The sequence below is a fragment of the Geodermatophilus sabuli genome (assembly GCF_900215145.1).
GTDB classification, from domain to species: Bacteria; Actinomycetota; Actinomycetes; order Mycobacteriales; family Geodermatophilaceae; genus Geodermatophilus; species Geodermatophilus sabuli.
On sequence record NZ_OBDO01000004.1, the window covers coordinates 1 to 20,181 of the forward strand.

The 20,181-nt window shown below is 73.9% G+C and carries 22 protein-coding genes; 11 read left to right on the forward strand and 11 right to left on the reverse strand.

The window, feature by feature from the left end:
- The 4 genes from CRP39_RS10410 to CRP39_RS10425 all read left to right on the forward strand — a co-directional run.
- Positions 1-477, forward strand: a 477-nt coding sequence (locus tag CRP39_RS10410; protein ID WP_143426604.1) for a 3-keto-5-aminohexanoate cleavage protein, incomplete at its 5' end; no start/stop codon positions are given.
- 238 nt (positions 478-715) lie between these two features.
- Entirely contained in the window at positions 716-2,035 is a 1,320-nt protein-coding gene (locus tag CRP39_RS10415) for an MFS transporter (protein ID WP_097206330.1), read from the forward strand.
- A complete protein-coding gene (locus tag CRP39_RS10420; RefSeq protein WP_097206331.1) occupies positions 2,032-2,649 on the forward strand; it encodes an RBBP9/YdeN family alpha/beta hydrolase in 618 nt (205 codons plus the stop codon). Before CRP39_RS10415 ends, CRP39_RS10420 begins: the two co-directional genes overlap by 4 nt.
- On the forward strand, positions 2,604-3,704 hold the full coding sequence (locus tag CRP39_RS10425) for a YeiH family protein (protein WP_216359691.1): 1,101 nt from the start codon (positions 2,604-2,606) through the stop codon (positions 3,702-3,704). Before CRP39_RS10420 ends, CRP39_RS10425 begins: the two co-directional genes overlap by 46 nt.
- 60 nt (positions 3,705-3,764) lie before the next feature.
- Here the strand turns inward: CRP39_RS10425 and CRP39_RS10430 are convergent, their stop codons facing one another.
- Complete coding sequence (locus tag CRP39_RS10430) at positions 3,765-5,366, reverse strand: MFS transporter (RefSeq protein WP_097206333.1); 1,602 nt, start codon at positions 5,364-5,366, stop codon at positions 3,765-3,767.
- Positions 5,367-5,447: 81 nt separating this feature from the next.
- Entirely contained in the window at positions 5,448-6,800 is a 1,353-nt protein-coding gene (locus CRP39_RS10435; RefSeq protein WP_097206334.1) for an APC family permease, read from the reverse strand.
- A gap of 180 nt (positions 6,801-6,980) precedes the next feature.
- Here CRP39_RS10435 and CRP39_RS10440 point away from each other — a divergent pair, with 180 nt between their 5' ends.
- The 4 genes from CRP39_RS10440 to CRP39_RS10455 all read left to right on the forward strand — a co-directional run bounded on the left by CRP39_RS10440 (position 6,981) and on the right by CRP39_RS10455 (position 9,549).
- On the forward strand, positions 6,981-7,478 hold the full coding sequence (locus tag CRP39_RS10440; protein ID WP_097206335.1) for an NUDIX hydrolase: 498 nt from the start codon (positions 6,981-6,983) through the stop codon (positions 7,476-7,478).
- Positions 7,479-7,856: 378 nt separating this feature from the next.
- Positions 7,857-8,996, forward strand: a complete 1,140-nt coding sequence (locus tag CRP39_RS10445) for an inorganic phosphate transporter (protein WP_097206336.1) — start codon at positions 7,857-7,859, stop codon at positions 8,994-8,996.
- A 21-nt stretch (positions 8,997-9,017) separates the two neighbouring features.
- Entirely contained in the window at positions 9,018-9,260 is a 243-nt protein-coding gene (locus CRP39_RS10450; protein WP_097206337.1) for a hypothetical protein, read from the forward strand.
- Positions 9,261-9,369: 109 nt separating this feature from the next.
- Entirely contained in the window at positions 9,370-9,549 is a 180-nt protein-coding gene (locus CRP39_RS10455) for a hypothetical protein (RefSeq protein WP_097206338.1), read from the forward strand.
- A 30-nt stretch (positions 9,550-9,579) separates the two neighbouring features.
- Here CRP39_RS10455 and CRP39_RS10460 read toward each other — a convergent pair whose 3' ends face one another.
- Positions 9,580-9,987: a hypothetical protein gene (locus tag CRP39_RS10460; protein WP_216359692.1), complete on the reverse strand. Its 408-nt coding sequence runs from the start codon at positions 9,985-9,987 to the stop codon at positions 9,580-9,582.
- Between the two features lie 108 nt (positions 9,988-10,095).
- Here CRP39_RS10460 and CRP39_RS10465 point away from each other — a divergent pair, with 108 nt between their 5' ends.
- Entirely contained in the window at positions 10,096-10,965 is an 870-nt protein-coding gene (locus CRP39_RS10465) for a 3-hydroxyacyl-CoA dehydrogenase family protein (protein ID WP_097206339.1), read from the forward strand.
- A 49-nt stretch (positions 10,966-11,014) separates the two neighbouring features.
- Here the strand turns inward: CRP39_RS10465 and CRP39_RS10470 are convergent, their stop codons facing one another.
- From CRP39_RS10470 to CRP39_RS10490, 5 genes are all read right to left on the reverse strand, one after another.
- Positions 11,015-11,914 (reverse strand): GerMN domain-containing protein, encoded by a 900-nt coding sequence (locus CRP39_RS10470; RefSeq protein WP_172442386.1) that lies wholly within the window; start codon positions 11,912-11,914, stop codon positions 11,015-11,017.
- Between the two features lie 421 nt (positions 11,915-12,335).
- Complete coding sequence (locus CRP39_RS10475; protein ID WP_097206341.1) at positions 12,336-12,605, reverse strand: DUF1876 domain-containing protein; 270 nt, start codon at positions 12,603-12,605, stop codon at positions 12,336-12,338.
- A 170-nt stretch (positions 12,606-12,775) separates the two neighbouring features.
- Positions 12,776-13,369, reverse strand: a complete 594-nt coding sequence (locus CRP39_RS10480) for an Rv1733c family protein (RefSeq protein ID WP_097206342.1) — start codon at positions 13,367-13,369, stop codon at positions 12,776-12,778.
- Positions 13,370-13,433: 64 nt separating this feature from the next.
- Positions 13,434-13,985: a flavodoxin domain-containing protein gene (locus CRP39_RS10485; protein ID WP_097206343.1), complete on the reverse strand. Its 552-nt coding sequence runs from the start codon at positions 13,983-13,985 to the stop codon at positions 13,434-13,436.
- A gap of 167 nt (positions 13,986-14,152) precedes the next feature.
- Complete coding sequence (locus CRP39_RS10490) at positions 14,153-14,386, reverse strand: PLDc N-terminal domain-containing protein (RefSeq protein WP_097206344.1); 234 nt, start codon at positions 14,384-14,386, stop codon at positions 14,153-14,155.
- 207 nt (positions 14,387-14,593) lie between these two features.
- Here CRP39_RS10490 and CRP39_RS10495 point away from each other — a divergent pair, with 207 nt between their 5' ends.
- Positions 14,594-15,964 carry a wax ester/triacylglycerol synthase domain-containing protein gene (locus CRP39_RS10495; protein WP_097206345.1) on the forward strand — a complete coding sequence of 457 codons (1,371 nt, stop codon included), beginning with the start codon at positions 14,594-14,596 and terminating at the stop codon, positions 15,962-15,964.
- A 27-nt stretch (positions 15,965-15,991) separates the two neighbouring features.
- Here CRP39_RS10495 and CRP39_RS10500 read toward each other — a convergent pair whose 3' ends face one another.
- Positions 15,992-16,657: a DUF998 domain-containing protein gene (locus CRP39_RS10500; protein WP_172442387.1), complete on the reverse strand. Its 666-nt coding sequence runs from the start codon at positions 16,655-16,657 to the stop codon at positions 15,992-15,994.
- Positions 16,658-16,833: 176 nt separating this feature from the next.
- On the opposite strand from CRP39_RS10500, the gene CRP39_RS10505 reads away from it, so the two are divergent.
- Positions 16,834-18,582, forward strand: a complete 1,749-nt coding sequence (locus tag CRP39_RS10505; protein ID WP_097206347.1) for a lipopolysaccharide kinase InaA family protein — start codon at positions 16,834-16,836, stop codon at positions 18,580-18,582.
- A gap of 25 nt (positions 18,583-18,607) precedes the next feature.
- Here the strand turns inward: CRP39_RS10505 and CRP39_RS10510 are convergent, their stop codons facing one another.
- Positions 18,608-18,925: a glycosyl hydrolase family 65 domain-containing protein gene (locus CRP39_RS10510; protein ID WP_342744234.1), complete on the reverse strand. Its 318-nt coding sequence runs from the start codon at positions 18,923-18,925 to the stop codon at positions 18,608-18,610.
- Positions 18,926-18,994: 69 nt separating this feature from the next.
- The gene (locus tag CRP39_RS10515; protein ID WP_097206349.1) at positions 18,995-20,080 is read right to left on the reverse strand and encodes an Acg family FMN-binding oxidoreductase; all 1,086 of its coding nucleotides are present in this window, start codon (positions 20,078-20,080) and stop codon (positions 18,995-18,997) included.
- Between the last annotated feature and the right edge of the window lie 101 nt (positions 20,081-20,181).

Below are 20,181 nucleotides of genomic sequence, written 5' to 3' on the forward strand. Positions count from 1 at the left end.
CAGCTGGCCCACTCCGCGCAGCTGGAGACGGTGGAACGGCTGGTCCGGCGCGGGGTGTACACCGGTCCGCTGAACCTGACCTGGGTGGCCATCGGCGGGGGCTTCGACGGGCCGAATCCGTACACCATGCTGGAGTTCATCCGCCGGGTGCCGGACGGCGCGTCGCTGACGCTGGAGAGCATCATGCGCAACGTCCTGCCGGTCAACACGATGGCGATCGCCCTGGGCCTGCACCCGCGCTGCGGCAACGAGGACACCCTCTGGGGCAAGCTCGGCGAGAAGTGCACGTCGGCCGACGCCGTCCGCCAGCTCGTGCGGATCGCCGGCGAGCTCGGCCGCGAGGTGGCCACCGGCAAGGAAGCCCGCGAGATCTACCGGCTCGACGAGTACTGGGGCAGCGCCGACGAGGCGCTGGCCAAGCTCGGCTACCCGCCCAACCGCCAGCCCGGCCAGCGGGGCTTCCTGCACCACGCCTGATCAACACCGTTTGATCAACACCGTTTGGTCAACACCGCCTGATCAGCACCGCCTGATCGGCGCACTCCCCGCTCTCCCCGCACATCCCCCCGGTCCGCAGGTGCGGGCCCGGTCACACCGGGCCCGCGCCTGCGCCACCATGTCGACATCGAACGACGCGCGTTCGAGGTCGACCCCCCCGGTCCCGTCACCGGACGGCACCGATGTCGATCTCGAACCGTCGCACAGGAGCGTCGTCATGGCATCGCTGGTCACCGAGAGCAGGGTGGACGACACCGTCGTCCACCCTGCTCCCTCGAAGAGGGCCCGCAGGCTCTTCCCGTGGGTCGTCTTCGCCCTCACCTTCGCACTGCTGTTGTCGGACTACATGTCCCGGCAGGTGCTGTCCTCCGTCTTCCCCTTCCTCAAGCTGGAATGGGCACTGACCGACACGCAGCTCGGCGGGCTCGTCAGCGTCGTCTCGCTGACCGTCGCCGTTCTGGCGGTACCCCTGTCGCTGCTCGGCGACCGCTGGGGCCGGGTCAGGTCCATCGTCCTGATGGCCTCGATCTGGAGCCTGGCCACGCTGGGCTCGGCGATCGCGGCCAACTACGAGCAGCTGATGCTGGCCCGGGTCTTCATCGGGGTCGGTGAGGCGGCCTACGGCAGCGTGGGCCTGGCCGTCGTCCTGGCGGTCTTCCCGGTGTACCGCCGCGCCTCGCTCACCGGCGCCTTCCTGGCCGGCGGCTCGTTCGGCTCGGTGCTCGGCGTCGCCCTGGGTGGCGCTCTGGCGGTCCAGTTCGGCTGGCGCTGGTCGTTCGCCGCGATGGCCCTCGTCGGCCTGGTCCTGGTCGTGCTCTACCGCCTGTTCATCACCGACAAGAAGCTGGACGCCCACCGCGTCGATGACGTCGCCGAGGGCGAGTCGGTGGTTGCACCCGGTGGCCGCGCCAAGCTGCGCACGCTGTTCAGCACGCCGTCGGTCATCGCCGCCTACGTCGGCAGCGGCCTGCAGCTGTTCATCGCCGGATCGTTGTTCGCCTGGCTGCCCAGCTACCTCAACCGCGCCTACGGCCTGGCCCCGGACAAGGCCGCCGGCGTCGCCGCCATCGCGATCCTCTTCATGGGCACCGGCATGATCGTCTGCGGTGCGGTCACCGACCGGCTGGCCCGGACGGTCGCGATCCGCAAGTGGACGACGGCCATCGTCTACACCACGGCATCGCTGGTGTTCCTCGGCGTCGGCTTCTCCCTGCCGCACGGCGGCGCCCAGCTGCTGCTGCTGGCCATCGGCGTCTTCTTCGCCGCCGGCACGGCGGGCCCGGCGGGTGCGATGGTCGCCAACCTGACCCACGAGTCCATCCGGGCGACCGCGCTGGGCACCCTCAGCCTGGCGAACAACCTGCTCGGCCTCGCCGCCGGGTCGCTGATCACCGGCATCCTGGCCGACGAGTTCGGCCTCGTCGGCGCGATGAAGATCGTCCCCATCGTGGCGGTGGGCGCTCTGATCGCGCTGCTGATCGGCCGCAAGTACTACGCGCGCAGCCTCGCCAAGGTCAACGCGGCGGGCACCCGATGAGCGCCGCGACCGTCGTCGTGGTCCCGGGCCTCAGGGGCCACGTCGAGGACCACTGGCAGACGCGGCTCGCCGCCTCGCTGCCGGGCGCCCGGACCGTTCCGCCGCTCGGCCGCTCGGAGCCCAGCCTGCGTGCCCGGATCCGCTTGCTCGAGTGGATCGTCGCGGACGTGGACGGCCCTGTGGTCCTGGTGGCCCACAGCGCCGGCGTCCTCGCCACGGTGCACTGGGCGGCGTCGTACACGGGGGCGAAGGTCGTCGGAGCGTTGCTCGCGACCCCGCCGGCCTTCGCCACCCCGCTGCCGCCCGAGTACCCGTCGGTCTCGCAGCTCCGCGACCACGGCTGGCTGCCGATCCCGCGGCGGCCGCTGCCGTTCCCCAGCATCCTCGCGGTCAGCACCGACGACCCGCTGGGCAACCCGGTGCGGGTGCGGGCCCTGGCCAGTGCCTGGGGCAGCCGGATCCACTCGCTCGGGGCCGTCGGTCACCTCAACCCCGCCTCCGGGTTCGGCGACTGGCCCGGGGCCACGTCGCTCATCGCGGAGCTGGGCGAGGGGGCCGAGCAGGTGCGATGGGACGCGTTCCGCCCGACCTCGCCGCAGCTCGCGTCGGTATGACCACCGTCCGGGGCGACGGCGCCGTGCGCGCCGAGGACGACGGCGTCGTCCTCGGCGCGCCGGCCGCCGAGGAGGAGACCGCCCGGCGCTGGCCGGGCCTGGTCGCCGCCGCCCTCGGACTCGGTGGCGCACTCCTCGCCCACCAGCTGCTGCCCGCGATCGGCGTCCTCACCTGGGCCGTCGCTCTGGGCATGGTGGCCGGCAACACCGGCCTGCTGCCCGGGGGAGCCGGGCAGGCCCTGGCGGCGGTGACCAAGCGGCTGCTGCGGATCGGCATCGTCCTGCTGGGGTTCGCGGTGTCGTTCGGCTCGGTCATGGCGCTGGGCGTCGGAACGGTTGCACTCGTCGCGGGCACCCTGGTGGTCACGCTCGTCGTGACGACGTGGCTCGGGAACCGGATGAGGCTCGGTGCGGCCCGCAGTCTGCTGATCGGCACCGGGTTCGCCATCTGCGGGGCCTCGGCCATCGCCGCGATGGAGGAGACCGCCGGGGCCGACGAGGAGGACGTCGCGGTCGGGATCGCGATGGTCACCCTCTTCGGCACGGTGGCGATGGTGCTGCTGCCGCTGCTGGCCCAACCGCTGGGCCTCAGCGACGTGCAGTTCGGCATCTGGGCCGGGGCCAGCATCCACGAGGTCGGTCAGGTGGTCGCGGCCGCAGGCGCCGGAGGTGCCGCCGTCGTGGCCGTCGCCGTCGTCGTCAAGCTGACCAGGGTGCTGCTGTTGGCTCCCGTCGTCGCGACGGTCAGCGTCCGGCGACGGCTGGCCGGGTCCGGTCAGCGCACGGCTGCCAAGCGGCCGCCGATCGTGCCGCTGTTCGTGCTGGGGTTCCTGGCCTGCGTCGCCCTGCGGAGCACCGGCGTGATCCCCACGGGGGCGCTCACCACCATCTCGCAGGTGCAGGTCGCGGCGCTCGGCGCGGCACTCTTCGGCATGGGCGCGGCGGTGCAGATCCGCTCGCTGTTCCGCGGCAGCGGCCGCGTCCTCCTGGTGTCGACGCTCTCCACGCTGCTCGTGACGGGGATCGCGCTGGCGGGGGTGCTGGTCCTCGGCTGAGCAGCCGGTGTCGGGCGGTGGCCGTCGGCATCGGCGGGACCGTGGCCAGGCCGGGTGCCGTCAGCCCAGGGCAAGGCCCTCGGTCGAGCTCGACGGGGTGGGGTCGGGCAGCCCTGCCATGCGGAAGGAGTTGGCCAGGCCCAGGAGCCCCGCGAGGATCGGGATGACCAGCGCGATCTGGAGGGCCAGGGGTCGCGTCTCGGTGTTGATGCGGACGATCTCCTCGCGGATGGGCGCCGGCTGGTCCGCGAGCAGTTCCTCGAGCCCGGAGTTGCTCATCAGTTGCGCGTCCTGGTCCAGCACCTCGGCCACCTGTTGCTGCTGGTCGGCCGACAGGACGTCGCTGTTCTCGGCGCGGGTGGTGAACGTGGTGGCGAGCGCGGCGAGCATGATGGCGCCGGCGAAGGCCAGGCCGAAGGACAGCCCGAACGACCCCGCGGCGGAGTTCACGCCGGCGGCCTCGCTGACGCGTTCGTCGGAGACCGGGCTCAGCGTGTAGTTGTTCAGCTGGGAGACCAGCAGCCCCAGCCCGGATCCGGCGATCAGGAGCGGCACCAGGAGGTACCAGCCGGAGTCCGCGCGGGGTACGAGCGGCAGCAGGATCACCAGCCCGGCCGTGAAGAGCGCGAACCCCCACCGGACGACGGTGGACGGGCGCCGCCGCCCCGCCCGCTGGCCGGCGAGCAGGGCGATCCCGAACATGCTCAGCGACAGCGGGGCGATGGACAGGCCGGCCTGCAGCGCGTTGTACTCCAGCACCATCTGCAGGTAGATGGGCAGCACGATCATGGTGCCGCCCAGGGCGATCTGCTGGAGGAGCTGCTGGGAGACCCCCAGCCGGAAGTACGGGGACGTGAACAGTTCCGGGTCCAGCAGGGTCGGTCGCCCGAGGCGCTTGCGGCGCCGCAACCACCAGATCAGCGCGCCCATCGCCACCACACCGATGGCCATGAGGGCGCCGACGGACTCTCCGCCCTCCTGCCAGACCAGGATGCTCAGCACGATGCCGCCCATGCCGAGGACGGACAGGACGGCCCCGACGACGTCGACGTGCCGCGGACCGGTGTAGGGCACGTCGCGGACGAGCCGGATGCCCGACAGCACGACGGCGATGATCACGGCCTCGAGGAGGAACCCGACCCGCCAGGACAGGAAGGTGGTGATGACACCGCCCAGGAGCGGGCCGACTGCCGCGGCGATGGCCGCGGCGGCCCCGACCAGTGCGTAGACCTTCGTCCGCGCCGCGCCGTCGAAGTTGCCGTGGATGAGCGACTGCATGGCGGGGAGCAGCAGCGACGCACCCAGTCCACCGATCACCGCCCAGAACACGATGATCGCGGTCAGGCTCTGGGCGAGCGTCATGGCCACGGCGCCCACGGCGTAGCCGAGCAGCCCGAGCACGTAGCACCGCTTGCGGCCGAAGAGGTCGCCCACCTTGCCGCCGATCAGGATGAACGCGGCGGACACCAGCGCCTCGAGCGCGATCGCGGACTGCACGCCGGAGACGGTGGTGTCGAGGTCCTGGACGACCGCCGAGATCGAGACGTTCATCAAGGACGTGTCGACGACGAGCACGAACATCGCCATCGCCAGCAGGAGGGCGAGCAGGCGGCTCCTCTTCGCTGCCGGAGGAGAAGGCGGGTTCGCGCGCTCGCTCACCATCGGGTCATCGTGGGTGGGACCGGCGCTCGTGTCCTCATCCACTCGTGGTGAACGGCTCGGCGCCCGCTGCCCGATGGCGCGTCACGGAGTCACCGGCCGGGGCCCCTCCGGTGCGTGCACCGGCCCGTCGGGGGCGTCCGGCGCCGGCGCGGGGCGCTCGGGCCGGCGGCGCTTCCAGACGAGGTCCAGCGCCACGCTCACCAGCAGGATGGCGACCAGGGTCACCGCGGTCGCCGGCTCCTCGACGAGCGTGGTGAACGCGAAGGTCACGAGCACGATGACGGCGGACCCGACGGCGAGCACGAGCAGCCAGGTTTTGGCCCCCGTCTCCCCCCGGACGCGGAGGTGACCCGTCGACACCAGCGCGAACACGATCAGGGCGACCGCGCTGCCGATCGACGCGATCGCGGTGAGCGCGAAGCCCACGGACAGGGCGATGGCCACCGCTGCGGTCAGCAGGATGCCCGCGGGCGCGCGGTTCCGGATCCGGCGACCCAGCGCCGGCGGGAACTGGCCGGTCGAGGCCATGTGCTCGCACAACCCTGCCGCCGGGTACAGCCCCGAGTTGGTCGCGCCCGCGGTCGCGAACAGCGCCGTCACGCTCATGAGCCAGTAGCCGGCGTCGCCGAGGACGGGTTGTGCGGCCACCGCCAGCGCCGTCCCCCCGGAGTCGACCACCTCGTCGACGGTCAGCGTGCCGAACACGCCCACTGCGACAGCGACGTAGACGACCGTCGCGATGCCGAGCGCCAGGTACACCGCGCGCGGCAGCTGGCGAGCCGGGTCCGCCAGGTCCTTCGCCGTGAACGTGATGACACCGAAGCCGAGGAAGGCGAAGAAGGTGAGCGCCACGCTGGACACGACCGCGCGCAGGGAGGGGTAGCCGGAGAACGCCAGCAGCGACGGGTCGAGGTTCGACAGGGTCGCGACGGCGAAGACGGTGAGGATGCCCACCACCACGACGACCACGATCGTCTGCGCCCGTGCCACCGCCTGGGAACCCAGGATGTTGAGCGCGGTCATCAGCAGCACCACCAGGACGGCGAAGGCCTTGGTCCAGCCGGCCCCTCCGTCGGCGAACGCAGCGGAGGCATAGCTGCCGAACGACACGGCGACCATCGCGGTGATGATCGCGTTGGCGGCCAGCAGCAGCCAGGCCACGATGCCGGTGACGTGCCCGTTGCCGAACCCCCGGACGACGTACTCCAGCAGCCCGCCGGCCGACGGGTACCGGGCCCCGAACTTGGCGAACGAGTACCCCTGCAGCACGGCGACCGCGCCGGCGATGAGGAAGGAGAGCCAGACCGCGGCGCCCGCGACCTCCCCGGCAGCCCCGAGCAACGCGAAGATCCCGGCGCCGACCATCGCGCCGACTCCGATGAACGCCGCCTGCCGCACGGACAGCCGGGCGGCAGGAGCCTCGTTGACGGTCATGATCCTGACTAGCGCACCCCTGTGTCCGCCGCCTCGTCCACGTTGGACGAATGGCTGGCCGGCCCGGCGAGCGCGACCGCGAGGGCGTCCCCGGCTCACCCTCATCGAGGGATGTCCCGGGGCGCCGGCGCGCGGCACCGTCGGCGGTGCACCTCCCGGACCACCCGAACAGGCACGGCCATGACGACGATCGACCGCACAGCAGCGACGCGGCAGGTGTACTTCCACGACTCCCTGGCGCCGGGCGCGAGCCTGGTCGTCCCCTCGGTCTTCGTCGCGGTGCGCTGGCATCACGGGACGCTGCTCCTCGTCCGCCGACGCGACAGTGGCGCCTGGGAGCTGCCGGGCGGTCGCGTCGACGTCGGCGAGACCGCCGTGGAGGCCGCCGTCCGGGAGACCGCCGAGGAAGCCGGTGTGCGTGTGGAGGTCACCGAGTTCGCCGGTCTGTTCAGCGATCCCGGGCACGTGGTGCGCTCGGTGGACGGCGAGGTGCGCCAGCAGTTCGCGGTGCTCTTCCGGGCCCGGTGGCTGTGCGGCGTGCCTCACGGCGACCAGCACGAGACCAGCGACGCCGCGTGGGTGCCGGTGGCGGCCCTCGAGGGGCTGGCCATGGAGCCCCCCGTGCGGCTCTGGGTGGCTCAGGCCATCGCGGTGGGGGAACCGCCGATCCTCCGCTGACCGGCGCCTCGTCCCAGCACGGTGAGCGCACTGCCCACGACCGCAGGGCCCCGGCCGGGGCAACGTGCTGAAGCAGCCGGACGGACCGGCCACCGGCGGGGCCGCCGGCGAGGATGCTCCCTCGTCTTGCCGGGGTGATGCGCCTCCGACCTGATGGCTCCACCCTGCTCTCGCGCCACTGACCTCACCCGCGCAGCACGGCGGGCCGTTGGCACCGGGCCGTTCCCGGAAGGAGCACGTGATGGTGGACGCCGTCCTCCTCCCCGGCCCGGTCGGGGCGGGCCCGTCCCTCCCGGGCGCCGATGACGCTCCGCATCCCACGGACGAGCCCGGCATCGACCCACAGCCTCGTGGTCGGCGGATCGAAGGGGGCGGCCTGTGGACGTGTCGTTGATCGTCGTCGTGGTGGTGGTGACCGCCCTGGTCTTCGACTTCACGAATGGTTTCCACGACACGGCGAACGCCATGGCCACGTCGATCGCGACGGGCGCGTTCACGCCCAGGACCGCCGTGGCGACCGCCGCCTGTCTGAACCTGATCGGGGCGTTCCTGTCGGTCGAGGTGGCGAAGACGATCTCGGGCGGACTGGTCGACGAGACGCTCATCGACCCGGTGGTGATCTTCGCCGGTCTGGTCGGAGCCGTCCTGTGGAACCTGTTGACCTGGTTGCTCGGCATGCCGTCGAGTTCGTCACACGCGCTCTTCGGCGGCCTGATCGGCGCGACCTGGGTGGCGGGCGGGGGCGGGGCGATCAACTTCGACGCGGTGCTCAACAAGATCATCCTGCCCGCCCTGCTGGCCCCCGTGGTCGCTGCGCTGATCGCGGTCCTCGCGACCTACCTGGCCTACCGGGTCACCGCGCGGGCGGCACCCGACGTCGTCCGCCGTGGGATCACGATCGGCCAGCGGGTCTCGGCGTCCATGGTCGCCCTGGCCCACGGCACCAACGACGCGCAGAAGACCATGGGCGTGATCACGTTGACCCTGATCACGGCGGGGATGCTGGCCCCTGGCTCGCCACCGCCGTTCTGGGTCGTCCTGACCGCCGGCCTGGCGATCGGGCTGGGTACCTACATGGGTGGCTGGCGGATCATCCGGACCCTCGGCAGGCGCGTCAGTGACATCACGCTGATCCAGGGGTTCACCGCCGAGACCACCAGCACCACCGTCATCCTTGCCTCCAGCCATCTGGGGCTGCCGCTGTCCACGACGCAGGTCTGCACGGGTTCCATCCTCGGAGCGGGTGCCGGTCGCCGGCTGGCGTCCGTGCACTGGGGGATCGCCGGACGGATCGTCCTGGCCTGGTGCTTCACGCTGCCGTCGGCAGCGCTGATGGGCGCCGCGGCGTCGTGGCTGGCGGCGACCGGCACGGTGGGCGTGGTGATCGTGGCGGTGATCGGGACCGCCCTGGCCTCGGGGATGTACACGGCGTCGCGTCGCAACGCGGTCACCGCAGCCAACGTCAACGACCCGCCGCGGACGGCGACCACCGACGTGCCCCTCGGCATGGCGGTCTGACCGCGGGAGAGGAGGCCGCTCGTGCACATCGACTGGCCCACGTTCGCCGCGATCGCGGTTGTGGCGGCCGCGGCGACCGTGATCGTCGTCCTGCTGGTTGCGTTCGCGCTCGTGGGGCTGTCCGGCCGCTCGGGAGGGCGGGTCGGGCCCGGTGACAGTGGCACTTCCGGTAGGCGCCCCGCCGCCGGCACGGGCGTCGCCGCGCTCTGCCTGCTCGCTGCCGGGTTCATCGTCTGCTATGGCCTGTACCTGATCATCGGCTAGGAGGCACCAGCGTCTGGACACGGCCCACCGGATCGTCGAGGAACGCCGGCCCTGGAGTCTCCTGACGTGTCACCCCAGCGGCCTGCTGGGGCCTGAACTGGGAGGACGGATGGCCGACTACACCGCGACCGCGGTCAGCGAGGGTGACCACTGGGTGATCGACGTGCCGGGTGTCGGCACCACCCAGGCCGACCGCGTCGAGGACCTCGAGGAGATGGCTCTCGATCTGATCGTCGCCATGACCCACGCCGCTCCCGAGGAGGTGCACATCGAGCTGCGCATCGTCTGAGTGCGGTCCGTCGTGCCAGCGCCCGGTGGATCAGCCGGCCAGGAGGACGCCGACGAACAAGGCGCCCAGAGCGCTCAGCCCGGTCAGCGCACCGAACACGACCAGTCCGCCCCGGCTCCCGGCGCGGGCGTGCAGGAATGCCGTCACCCCGGAGACCAGGACGAGGACCAGCTTGACGGTCAGGGTGGTGCGGTACTCCGGCCCAGCATCCCCGATCGCGAGGACGTTCCAGATCCCGGTCGCGACGAGCAGGGCGAAGGCGGGCCAGGCCACCCGGTTGAAGGCCCGGGCGGCGTTGCGGGCGGCGTCCGGCCCGGCGTGGCGCAGGACCGGGACCAGCGCGGCGAGGGTCAGCTGCCCGCCCACCCACACGGTCGCCGCGAGGACGTGCAGGAAGACCCGGATGACACCGAGGTCGATGCTGAGCACACGGAGCATCGTGGCGGCCCCTCCTCCGGGTGGCCAGCGACTGCCGGCCGGGCGGGGGAGCGCCGCACTCGAGACACTGCGACGCTGGGGACCCGCCCGCTCCCGAGGAGGTCCGCGATGGGCTACGTGTTCCCCGAGGACGCCGATCGGCGGCCGGTGGCCGTCGTCGGGGGCGGTGCCCTGGGTCGCCGTATCGCGGCCGTCCTGGCCGCGGGCGGCACGGACGTGCGGCTCACCGATCTCGACGCCGAGCAGCGGGAGGTCGCGCGCCGCTACGCCCTGGCCTCGCTCGAGGAGTTCCACCGGGCCCTCGGCCTGACCAACCAGGGGCGCGGCACGGTGTCATCGGCCGACGAACTCCGGGACGCCGTGGCCGGAGCGTGGCTGGTGGTCGAGGCCGTCCCCGAGCGGGTGGACGTGAAGACCGACGTCTTCGGCCGGCTGGACCGGCTGGCCGAGCCCGACGCGGTCCTCGCCAGCAACTCCTCGTCCATCCCGACCAGCCAGGTGGTCGACCGGGTCGCGCGCCCGGAGCGGGTGCTCAACGCGCACTTCCAGTCACCGCCGGAGCACAACGCCGTGGAGCTCATGTCCTGTGGCCGGACCGACCCGGCGGTGGTCGACGCGTTGATGGAGCGCCTGCCCCGGTACGGGCTCGTGCCGTTCCGAGTGCGCCGGGAGAGCGACGGGTTCATCTTCAACCGGATCTGGGCGGCCATCAAACGCGAGTGCCTCATGGTGGTGGAGGAGGGCGTGGCCGCACCCGAGGACGTCGACCGGATGTGGCAGCTGTTCACCCGGCCGGGGACGCCCCCGTTCCGGTTGATGGACGTCGTGGGACTGGACGTGGTCCTGGCCATCGAGGAGCACTACGCCGCGGTGCGCGAGGGGATCCCCGACGGGCCGCGGCGGCTCGTGCGGGAGTACCTCGAGCAGGGCCGCCTGGGGCGCAAGAGCGGCCGGGGCTTCTACGACGACTACGACTGAGCCCGGCCGGTGCCCGGTGCCGCCTCGTCGGCTGCGCCCACCTGGACCGTCACGGCTCCAGGCACTCCGGGATGGAGTCGCTGAGGCCGTCCGGTGTCCCGGTGCGGCCCTCCGGGTCGAGGATCTTGACGACGTCGACGCTGTCGAACTGCTTGAGGGTCGGGAAGATCTCCCCGGCGATGGTCTCCGTGGAGCCGCCGCTGCTGCATCCCCCGGTGAGCTGCACACGTGCCACCTGGTCCCGGATGCCCAGGCCGGTGAACCCGGTCGCGCCCGACGACAGCAGGGTCAGCCCCGCCGCCTGCTCCGCAGTCGTGGGGCCGGCGAAGAGCCGGTCCAGGACGCCGGTCGCCGGCGTCTGCGGCAGCACCGGCCGGGAGACGGCGACGTAGAAGGGCGGCTGGTTGGCGACGAAACGGTCCTCGTCGAAGAAGAACACCTCGTGCTGCACCGTCCGGAAGGCCGCACCGACGTCGATCACCACGCGGTCGGGGTCGGTCAGGGTGGACACCGTGACGGCTTCCCGGCGGGCCAGTCCGATGCCGTACGTGGTGACGGCCTCGAAGTCGCCGGACCGCACCGTCGTCATGATGTTGGGCAACGCGAAGGCCACCCGGTCCGGTGCGGTCGGGGTCCCGGAGTCGTCGTGGGCGTCGGCCGGCTCGAAGCGCGCCTGCAGGATCGCCCGACCCGCGATCGGCACCGGCAGTCCCGACCCGTCGCCGATCAGCTCGGACACGTAGGCGACCTCGGCGGTCGGCAGACCCCCGCGGAAGTCGAAGACGATCCGGTCGAACGTGGGGTGGTGCGCCGCCCGGATGCCGACGAGAGTCGGGGTCGTCGGCTGTGCCGGTGCCGCGGTGGGAGCGGCAGCCGCCGACGCGGGTGCCAGGACGCCGACCAGGACACCGGTCACCAGGAGTACGCAGAGCCGTCGTGGGGATCGCATGACGTCCTCCCGAGGTCGTGGACCGTGGTGGCTCCGACGGTCCGCGCGTCGGCGGCCGGCGGCGAGTGACACAGGTCCTGCGCACCGCGCCGGAAGACGTGCCGGGGGGACCGCCCGCTCACGACCTCGCCCGTGCGCCGTGGCGCGCTGCTCGCTGCCGCGCAGCATCCGGCGGGTCATGACCAGCGGGACCGGCTCCCACGCGGGTGGCGATGCGGACACCCACCCGCGAGGGCCTCTCGCTGCGGGTGCGCGCCAACAGCCGGCACCGACGTTCACCGTCGGGTCGCACGCGGACGGACCACACGCCGCTCCACGGGTGCTCCGGTGGGGCCTGCCGGAGCACCAGCGTGCACCGCCGTCGCGACGTGCGCCTGGACCCCACTGCGCGGATGCGGTCCGTTCGAGGGATCGCGTGCCGTCACATCACCAGGTGCGCCGGCTCGCCGATGACCTGCTCGAGGTCGCCGGTCGCGGCCTGCAGCAGCCGGTGGCTCAGGTCCGACAACGCCCGTGCGACCGCGATCTCGTCGCCGATCTCGGGCACGTCGGGGTCCGTGGGGTGGAGACGGGCGAAGCCGACGCCGACGAGGGTGTCGGAGTCCTTGGTCCGCAGGTGGGCCACGGCGCGCGTGCGACCGTCGTGCTCCCCGATGGCGATCTCGACGGTCCAGCTCTTGGTCTGCTGCATGTCAGCCTCCTCGGGTGGGCGGAGCGTTCCCGACTCTGCCCGCGCGTCCCGACCATCTGAACCGGCCGGAAGGCCGGATGCCGCGGGACCTCCGGCCCCGCCCGGGCGCCTCGTCGGCCGGTGACGGTCGACGCGTGGCCGGGCCGTCGGCCGGGGACCACCGTCCGGGGTCATGGGACGCGGCGGGCCCACACGGGCTCGACGTCCGCCCAGCCGCGGGTCCACCGACGGTCCCTGTGGCGCGCCAGGAGTCCGAGGACGACCAGGTGTGTGGCGGCCACCGCCGCTCCGGTCACGAGGAGGACACCGAAGCCCGACGCCACGGCGATCCGGGCGGCGGCAGCAGGCTCCAGCGGTGCTCGGGTGGGTGCGCCGGAGGCGTCCAGCCAGACGGGGACCTCGTCCCCGGCCCGCGCGCCTGCGGACACCTGCACCCGCCCCTCGTGCGGCAGGCCGTCGTCGCCGGTCCAGCGCGCCGGCGCCAGGAGGGCGCCGTGCTGCCCAGCGAGCGGACTGGGGACGTCGTCCAGGAGGACCGCGGAGGTGTGGGTGGTGGTGGCGGCCTGTTCGGCGGCCTCCGCGCGCAGGTCGGTGTGGATGACCGTGCCCACCGTCAGCGCGGTGGGCAGCGCCAGCAGGACGACGGCCAGCAGGACGACCCGCCAGAGGAGCTCGACGCGGTCCGAGCCACGCTTCAGGGGCCCGGCGCCCAGGGTGAACCACCGCACCGCCCGGCGGAGGGACCCGATCTGCCGTGTGGACACGTCCTTCCTCCTCCAGCGTCGTCGTGTTCGTGGCCCCACCCGCGCGGTGCCGCCCGGCCGGGGCTCACCGGGCGGCCGGCGACCCGGTCCGGTCGCGGCGCGACTCGCCCAGTGCCGCGGCGATCTCGCCGGCCCAGCGGTCGATCGCCGGCCAGTCCCGGTGGTCACCGGGTCGGCCGCCGATCGCGCGCCAGAAGACCCTGCCCCACAGGGGGAGGCCGGCCATGGCGACGATCCCGGCGAACACCAGGTGCCCTCGGGGACTCAGCCCGGAGGGGAACGCCGCCTCGATCCTCTGGACCTCCATCCCGACGACGGCCCGGCTGATCGGCCCGCGGGGTGCCGCACCGGCGACGCTGAAGCACCACAGCGGCCGGTCGCCGACGGTGGTCCGCCCGCGGCGGAGGAAGTCCAACGCGGCCGGCAGCCACGCCTGGTCGTGGACCGCGCTGCCGATCACGAACGCGTCGAACCCGGCCGGGTCCACATCAGGCCCGAGGGGCCGGACGGCGACGTCGGCGACGTCGGCCAGCCCGGCGGCGATCCGTTCGGCGATGCCCTGGGTGGAGCCGGCCGCGGTCGCGTACCCGACCAGGACCCGCACGCTCTTCGTCATGTCCCCACGCTGCCCGCCGGGGACGGGGGCGGGGAGGGACGGACGGCTCCATCACGGAGTGGCGGACGTCGCCGTGTCAGCGTGCCGCCTCGGCGCCAGGGACCGCCGGGACGGCGCAGACGGCGACCCCGGGGCCGCGAGCGGGGGCGGTCGGTGTCCCGGCGGGGTCAGCGCCGGCGGCCCCAGCGGAAGTACGCCGCCGGGCCGATCCAGTTGACCGCGATGACCGCCGCCCACACGGCCTTGCGGCCGTTCACCTCGGCCGGCCGGCGCCGGGCGAGGTCGGTCCAGGCGGTCACCGCCAGCGACAGCTGGACGGACCCCAGCGTCAGCAGGACGGCGCGCTGTCGGCCGCTGAGGTCCGCCCACCGGCGCGGTGGTCTCCGCTGGCGCTGTGTCATGGCTGCCTCTCCCGTCGTGTCCGTGCGCGACCACCCTCGCGCACCGCGGCTGCGGGTGCTCGGGGCCGGAGTCCTGGCCGGCCGTGACCTCGGTCCCTGCGCCGGCTCGCGCGCAGGGAGCGAGGCTGGCTTCCGCAGGCGGTGGGGCGCGGCGGACACGGCGACGACCGACGGATCCGTGGAGCCGGACAGCGGAGGGAGGACGCCGTGACCGAGCCGCATCCGCCCGGACCCATCGCACGCGCCGGCCCGGCCGACCTCGCCATGCGCGCCATCAGCACCGGGGGCGCCCTGCCCATGCAGGTCGCCGCGGTACTGGTGCTCGGGCCCCGCCGCGAGGCGCCCGGCGTGGGAGGCGACGACCTCGCTCGCGTGGTGGCCGAGCGGCTGGGCGGGGTGCCGCGGCTGCGGCAGCGGCTCCTGCGCGCGCCGCCGGGAGCCGGCCGCCCGGTGTGGGTCGACGATCCGCGCTCCACCGCTCCTGCCCACGTCCGCCAGGCGGCCGGCCCGCCGCCAGGTGACGAGCAGGCGCTGCTCGACCTCGCCACCGCGCTGGTCGCCGAGCCGCTGCCGGCCGACCGCCCGACCTGGTCGGCCCTCGTCGTCCCCGATCTGCCGGGCGGCCGGACGGGCGTGGTCGTCGTGCTCTCGCACGTGCTCGCTGACGGCATCGGTGGCCTGGCGGTGCTCGCCTCGCTCGTGGACGGCGGGCCTCCGTGCGACCCGTCGCCGCTGCGGCCCCGCCCCGCCTGGCACGTGCTGGCCGCGGACGCGTGGCGGACGCGCGCCCGCGCGGTGGCGCACTGGCGAGCCGGTGCCGCCCACCTCAGGGACGCCGTCCGGGCCGCCCGCGGCCTGCGCGCACCGCGGGCCACCCCCTGCTCACTGCTGGCGCCGACGGGGCCGCACCGCCGGGCCGCGGCGGTGCGGGTCCCGCTCGAGCCGCTGCGGCTGGCCGCCCACCGGGCCGGCGGCACGGTCAACGACGCCCTGCTCGTCGCCGTGGCCGGGGCCCTCGGAGCGTTGCTGGCCGGCCGCGGCGAGACGGTGGACCCCGTGTCCGTGACCGTCGTCGTCAGCGCGCGGCGCTCGGCCGGGCCGGCCGATCTGGGCAACGCGACCACGCCGCTCGTGGTGACGGTCCCGGTGGCGGGCGACCCGGTCGCCCGGCTCGCCCGGTTCGCCGGCACCATCCGCGCGGCACGCGACACGGCGACCGGACCGCCCGTGATCGCCCTGTTGGGCCCGGTGTTCCGGGTGCTGGCCGCGGCAGGCGGCTACCGGCTCTACCTCCGGCACCAGCGCCGCTTCCACACGCTCGTGAGCAACCTGCGGGGGCCGGACCGGCCGCTGGCCGTCGCCGGCCGGCCCGTCGAGGTGATCGTGCCCGTGGCGGCGGGGGAGGCCGGCAACGTCACCGTCTCCTTTGACGCGCTCTCCTACGCCGGCACCCTCACCGTCACCGTGATCGCCGACGCCGAGCACGTGCCCGACCTGCCGGTTCTCACCACCGCGCTGCAGGAGCAGCTGGACGCGCTGGTCAGCTCCCCGATGCGCCGGCCGGCAGCGGCGCCGTGAGGGGGACGAACACGAGGCGCACGATCGTCACCGGGCCGTGGCCCCTGCCGGGTCCGACCGCGCACCCGCCAGCGCGCTGCCCAGGACCACCAGGGACAGGGCGACGGGGTAGACGATCCAGCGCTCGACGCCCCCCTCACCGAGCGACTCGAACACCGGCAGGCCACCCAGCAGCTGGTAGCCCAGGAGGAAGGCCAGCGCCACTGCGCCCAGCAGGACGAGGACCGGCCGCAGGGGACGGGCCACCAGACGGGCGGCCAGGACCGCCGCGAGGCCGCCGCTGAGGAACGCCAGCAGGGACACCAGCTGGTGGACGGCCATGACGGTGTTGCCGGGGAACACCCCGACCCCCACCATGCCGAGGGCCAGGCCGCCGAGCGGGAGCACGGCGGACAGTCGCGCGCCGGCCCGGGCGAGCAACCCGGCCGCAGCGCCGATCGCGAGGCCGGCCACGATCATCGTGACGTTGAAGATGGCCGCGGAGGGCTGGCGGACGATGTCGTCCGGCCGCATGGCGGCGAGGTCGCTGACGGTGTTGACGCTGCTGCGGTAGTCCGCGGGGTAGAGCGCCTCGGCGGTGATGATCGCCAGCAGCACCCCCACGCCAGCGGTGACCAGCAGCAGCCCGGCGGCGGTCCGTCCACGGGTGCGTGGCCAGGCAGGGTCGGCCGTGCGGGTGCGAGTCGTCGTCATGGATCCCCCTCGGTCGGGCCGTCCGTGTCCTCCCACGGTGGCCGCACCCCGCCCTGCGACGCAGGGCCGCATGCCCCGGTGGCGGCGGGCCAGAGGTCCGGGGGACAGGACCTTGGACCCGGTCCGCCGTGCCGCCGGGCCTGTGCCGTGGTCGTGCGCCGGGAGACCATGACGCCGTGACCAGCGACGGAGCGGTGGGCGAAGAGCTCCCGGCGACGGAGCGCGACCGCCGTCCCGGCCCTGCGCGGGTGCGGCCGCCGGGCGCCGGGCGGCCGCCGTGGCCGGACGGCGACGAGCGGCGTCGGCCGGACGGCGACGAGCGGCGTCGGCCGTCGGGCCGCGACCGCCACACCCGGTGGCAGGCCCCCCGGGGCGTGTGGCTCTGCACCGCCGCCCTGGTTCTCTCCGTCGGCCTGGTCGTCGCCTGGGCGGGGCGCCCCGGTGGGCTGGTGCCCGAGCTCGACCGGGACGTCCGCGAGGTGCTCGCGCCCGCCGGGACACCCCCGGAATGGGCCGTGGCGCTCGGCCGGCTGGGGTCGGCACTGGGGTACCGCGTGCTGTGGGTGCCGACCGTGCTGCTGCTGGTGTGGACCGCGCGCTGGCGGCACCTGCTGGTCTACGTCGTCAGCATCTGGCTCACCGCCACGACGGCGATCCTCGCCTCCGGGGACGCGCGGCTGGTCCGTGTGGTGCGGGAGGGGGTGACCGGTTCGCCCGCGGACCTGAGCCTGCCGGCCTGGCCGGTCGTGGTCCTGGCCACCGTCGCCACCGGGAGCCTGTTCGCGCTGACGCCCTCGGGCCCCCCGCGTCGCTGGGGGTGGGCGGTCGTCGTCGTGGGGGTCGGGACGCTCGCCGTCGGCCGGGTGGCGCTGGGGCTGGACACGGCGAGCACCGCGGTCGTCAGCGCCGTCCTCGGGAGCAGCGCCGCGGGGCTGGCCTTCCACCTGCTCGCCCCGGAGGCGGCCTTCCCGGTGGGCTACCACCGGGAGGTCAAGGCGCACCTGCGGTTCGACGCGGCGCGCACCGAGCGGGTCCGCACCGCCGTCCGGGACCAGCTGGGCATCGAGGTGGCGGAGATCCACCCCTACCGGCTCGACGGGTCCGCGGGGTCCACCCCGTGCCGGTTGCGGCTGGCGCACGGGCCCCCGGAGCACCTGTTCGGCAAGCTCTACGCGACCACCCACCTGCGTTCGGACCGCTGGTACAAGTGGGCGCGGGTGCTCCGGTACGGCCGGCTGGAGGACGAGGCGCCCTTCGCGTCGGTCCGGCGTCTGGTGGCGCACGAGGACTACATGCTCCGGCTGCTGCGGGACGGCGGCGTCCGCGTGCCCGAGCCGGTCGGCGTCGTCGAGGTGCTGCCCGGCCGGGAGTACCTGCTGGTGACCGAGCTCGTCCCCGACGCCGTCGAGATCCTCGACTCCGCCATGGACGACGAGATGATCGACGATGCGCTGCGGCAGGTCCGCCGGCTGTGGGCGGCCGGCGCGGCACACCGCGACGTCAAGCCGTCCAACGTACTGGCGCAGGACCACCGCGTCCTCCTCGTCGACGTCTCCTTCGGCGAGCTCCGCCCGTCGCGCTGGCGGCAGGCGGCGGACCTGGCCAACATGCTGCTGACGCTGGCCCTCGTGGCCGGTCCCCGGCGGGTCACGGACCGGGCACTGGGGTTCTTCGAGCCCGAGGAGCTGGCCGAGGCCTTCGCCGCGACGAGTTCACTGACCATCCCGCGCCAGCTGGCCCGCCGGCTGGCCGAGGCCGACGGGGACCCGCTGGAGGAGTTCCGGTCCCTGCTGCCGCCGTGGCCACGGGTCGGAGTGCAACGGTGGAGTCTGCGCCGGGTCCTCCTGGCGGTCGCCACCGTCGGCGGTGCCGCGCTGACCGCCGTCCTCCTCGCGGTCAACCTGCGGGCCGGTGGACTCATGTAGTCCGACCGGCGGAGGTCCCTCCCGGTCAGCTGCGGATGTGGTGCAGCGGCACCTCCAGGACACCGCCCGGGTCGAACCGGTACTCGGCGTCGCGCACCCGGAGTGGCAACTGGGTCGCCGTCTGCCCGGAGCTGCCGATCGTCAGGGAGTCGTGGGCGATCGTCGCCTCGACCTCGCGGTGGCCGCGGTAGCGCACCCGGAACCGCATGGCCGTGAGGGCCTCACCCGGACTGCCGAGAGGTCGAGCCAGTCCCCGTCGCCGGTCCGCGACCCGGTGACCGTCGACCTCGTCGACCAGCCGGTTGTAGACCCCCGCGGCGTAGGTGCCGGGTAGGGCGCGCAGCGGCGGTGGCGGCGGTCCGGGAGGCGGGGGAGCCGTCGATCCCGACGACGATCGGCCGGAGAGCCGCGGTCACACCCATGACGTCCCTCCCCGCCCGTCGGGGACGGGGCGTCGGCCGGATGGGCCCGGCGGCGGACTGACCGGCCAGCCGGAAGGAGTCGGCCGTCGGACTTCTGTCGATGGCTCAGCTGGCCGGACGCTGTTCTCGACGACCGTGTGCCGCGGGCGGCGCGGCGTCCGTGTCGTGGCGACCGCGTGCCCGATGCGCAGCAGGAACTGGGGATGGGCGTCCCAAGCCAGCGCCGACCGGAGTTGGGTGCGGGTCTGCAGCACCTCGATGGTCTGGGTCATGGGGCTGGCGGCCCAGCCCAGAGCCGTCAGCTCGAGCAGGAGGCGTTCGAGTGCCTCGCCCGAGCGGAGCCAGGCGTGGGGACCGTCCTCCCGGGTGGTCAGGAGCACGAGCGACTGTTCGGTGCCGGATCTCGTCTCCGCCGGGAGCCCCCCGGAGCCGGTGGTGTCGAAGTCCCGGAGCGGCAGGTCGTCGTGCTGCCGGCCGTCGACGTGGGGGACGGCGGCTGGCGGGATCCCGTCACCGTCGGGGGACGGCCGGTTCGTCCAGTGGCGGAGCTCGGCCCGGTACGCGGCGTCGGCGTTCTGCAGCTGATCGGCCCGCTGCGTCAGCCGGATGAGCAGCTGCAGGTGCTCGGCCTGCACGAGCGGGACGAGCTCGGTGTCCTCGGCGGCGGCACTTCCCGTCAGGGCGCGGAGGAGGTCGTCGGACGGACGGGTGTCGTCGAAGCGCCGCCGGTTGGTCCGTCGCCTCGTGATGGCGGGAGCGAGCGCAGCCAGAACGGCGTCCGGGGCTCCCCGGGCCACACGTACGACGGCCAGCAGGTCGGGGTCCTCCGGACGGGGCAGTCGCGCCACCTCCACGGCACGACCGGCCGCCGCGAGCGCGACCCGGACGTTGAGCAGCGCGGCTCCGACGCTCTGGACGAGCTCCCGGCCCAGCGGGTCCACGGTGGTCAGCTGACGGGAGCGGTCGGCCCGCAGCTCCAGGGAGTCCGCGTGCAGGACGATGCGCCATGGCTGGGTGTTGTGGACCGACGGGGCGAGCACAGCCGCATCGGCCGCGGCTTCCAGGGCCCGGGTCACGGTGCTCGGCTGGGGCTCCTCGCCGTGAGAGCTGGGGATCCCTGTGGGACGAGGTGGGGTGGGGCTGGGCATGGGGACTCCTCGTTCGGTGGTGCGTCCCC

Bases quoted from the DNA above. Each gene is read 5' to 3' on its own strand.
- CRP39_RS10415 (WP_097206330.1), top strand. From the start codon at position 716: ATGGCATCGCTGGTCACCGAGAGCAGGGTGGACGACACCGTCGTCCAC.
- CRP39_RS10420 (WP_097206331.1), top strand. From the start codon at position 2,032: ATGAGCGCCGCGACCGTCGTCGTGGTCCCGGGCCTCAGGGGCCACGTC.
- CRP39_RS10425 (WP_216359691.1), top strand. From the start codon at position 2,604: ATGGGACGCGTTCCGCCCGACCTCGCCGCAGCTCGCGTCGGTATGACC.
- CRP39_RS10430 (WP_097206333.1), bottom strand. From the start codon at position 5,366: ATGGTGAGCGAGCGCGCGAACCCGCCTTCTCCTCCGGCAGCGAAGAGG.
- CRP39_RS10435 (WP_097206334.1), bottom strand. From the start codon at position 6,800: ATGACCGTCAACGAGGCTCCTGCCGCCCGGCTGTCCGTGCGGCAGGCG.
- CRP39_RS10440 (WP_097206335.1), top strand. From the start codon at position 6,981: ATGACGACGATCGACCGCACAGCAGCGACGCGGCAGGTGTACTTCCAC.
- CRP39_RS10455 (WP_097206338.1), top strand. From the start codon at position 9,370: ATGGCCGACTACACCGCGACCGCGGTCAGCGAGGGTGACCACTGGGTG.
- CRP39_RS10460 (WP_216359692.1), bottom strand. From the start codon at position 9,987: ATGCTCCGTGTGCTCAGCATCGACCTCGGTGTCATCCGGGTCTTCCTG.
- CRP39_RS10465 (WP_097206339.1), top strand. From the start codon at position 10,096: ATGGGCTACGTGTTCCCCGAGGACGCCGATCGGCGGCCGGTGGCCGTC.
- CRP39_RS10470 (WP_172442386.1), bottom strand. From the start codon at position 11,914: ATGCGATCCCCACGACGGCTCTGCGTACTCCTGGTGACCGGTGTCCTG.
- CRP39_RS10475 (WP_097206341.1), bottom strand. From the start codon at position 12,605: ATGCAGCAGACCAAGAGCTGGACCGTCGAGATCGCCATCGGGGAGCAC.
- CRP39_RS10485 (WP_097206343.1), bottom strand. From the start codon at position 13,985: ATGACGAAGAGCGTGCGGGTCCTGGTCGGGTACGCGACCGCGGCCGGC.
- CRP39_RS10490 (WP_097206344.1), bottom strand. From the start codon at position 14,386: ATGACACAGCGCCAGCGGAGACCACCGCGCCGGTGGGCGGACCTCAGC.
- CRP39_RS10500 (WP_172442387.1), bottom strand. From the start codon at position 16,657: ATGACGACGACTCGCACCCGCACGGCCGACCCTGCCTGGCCACGCACC.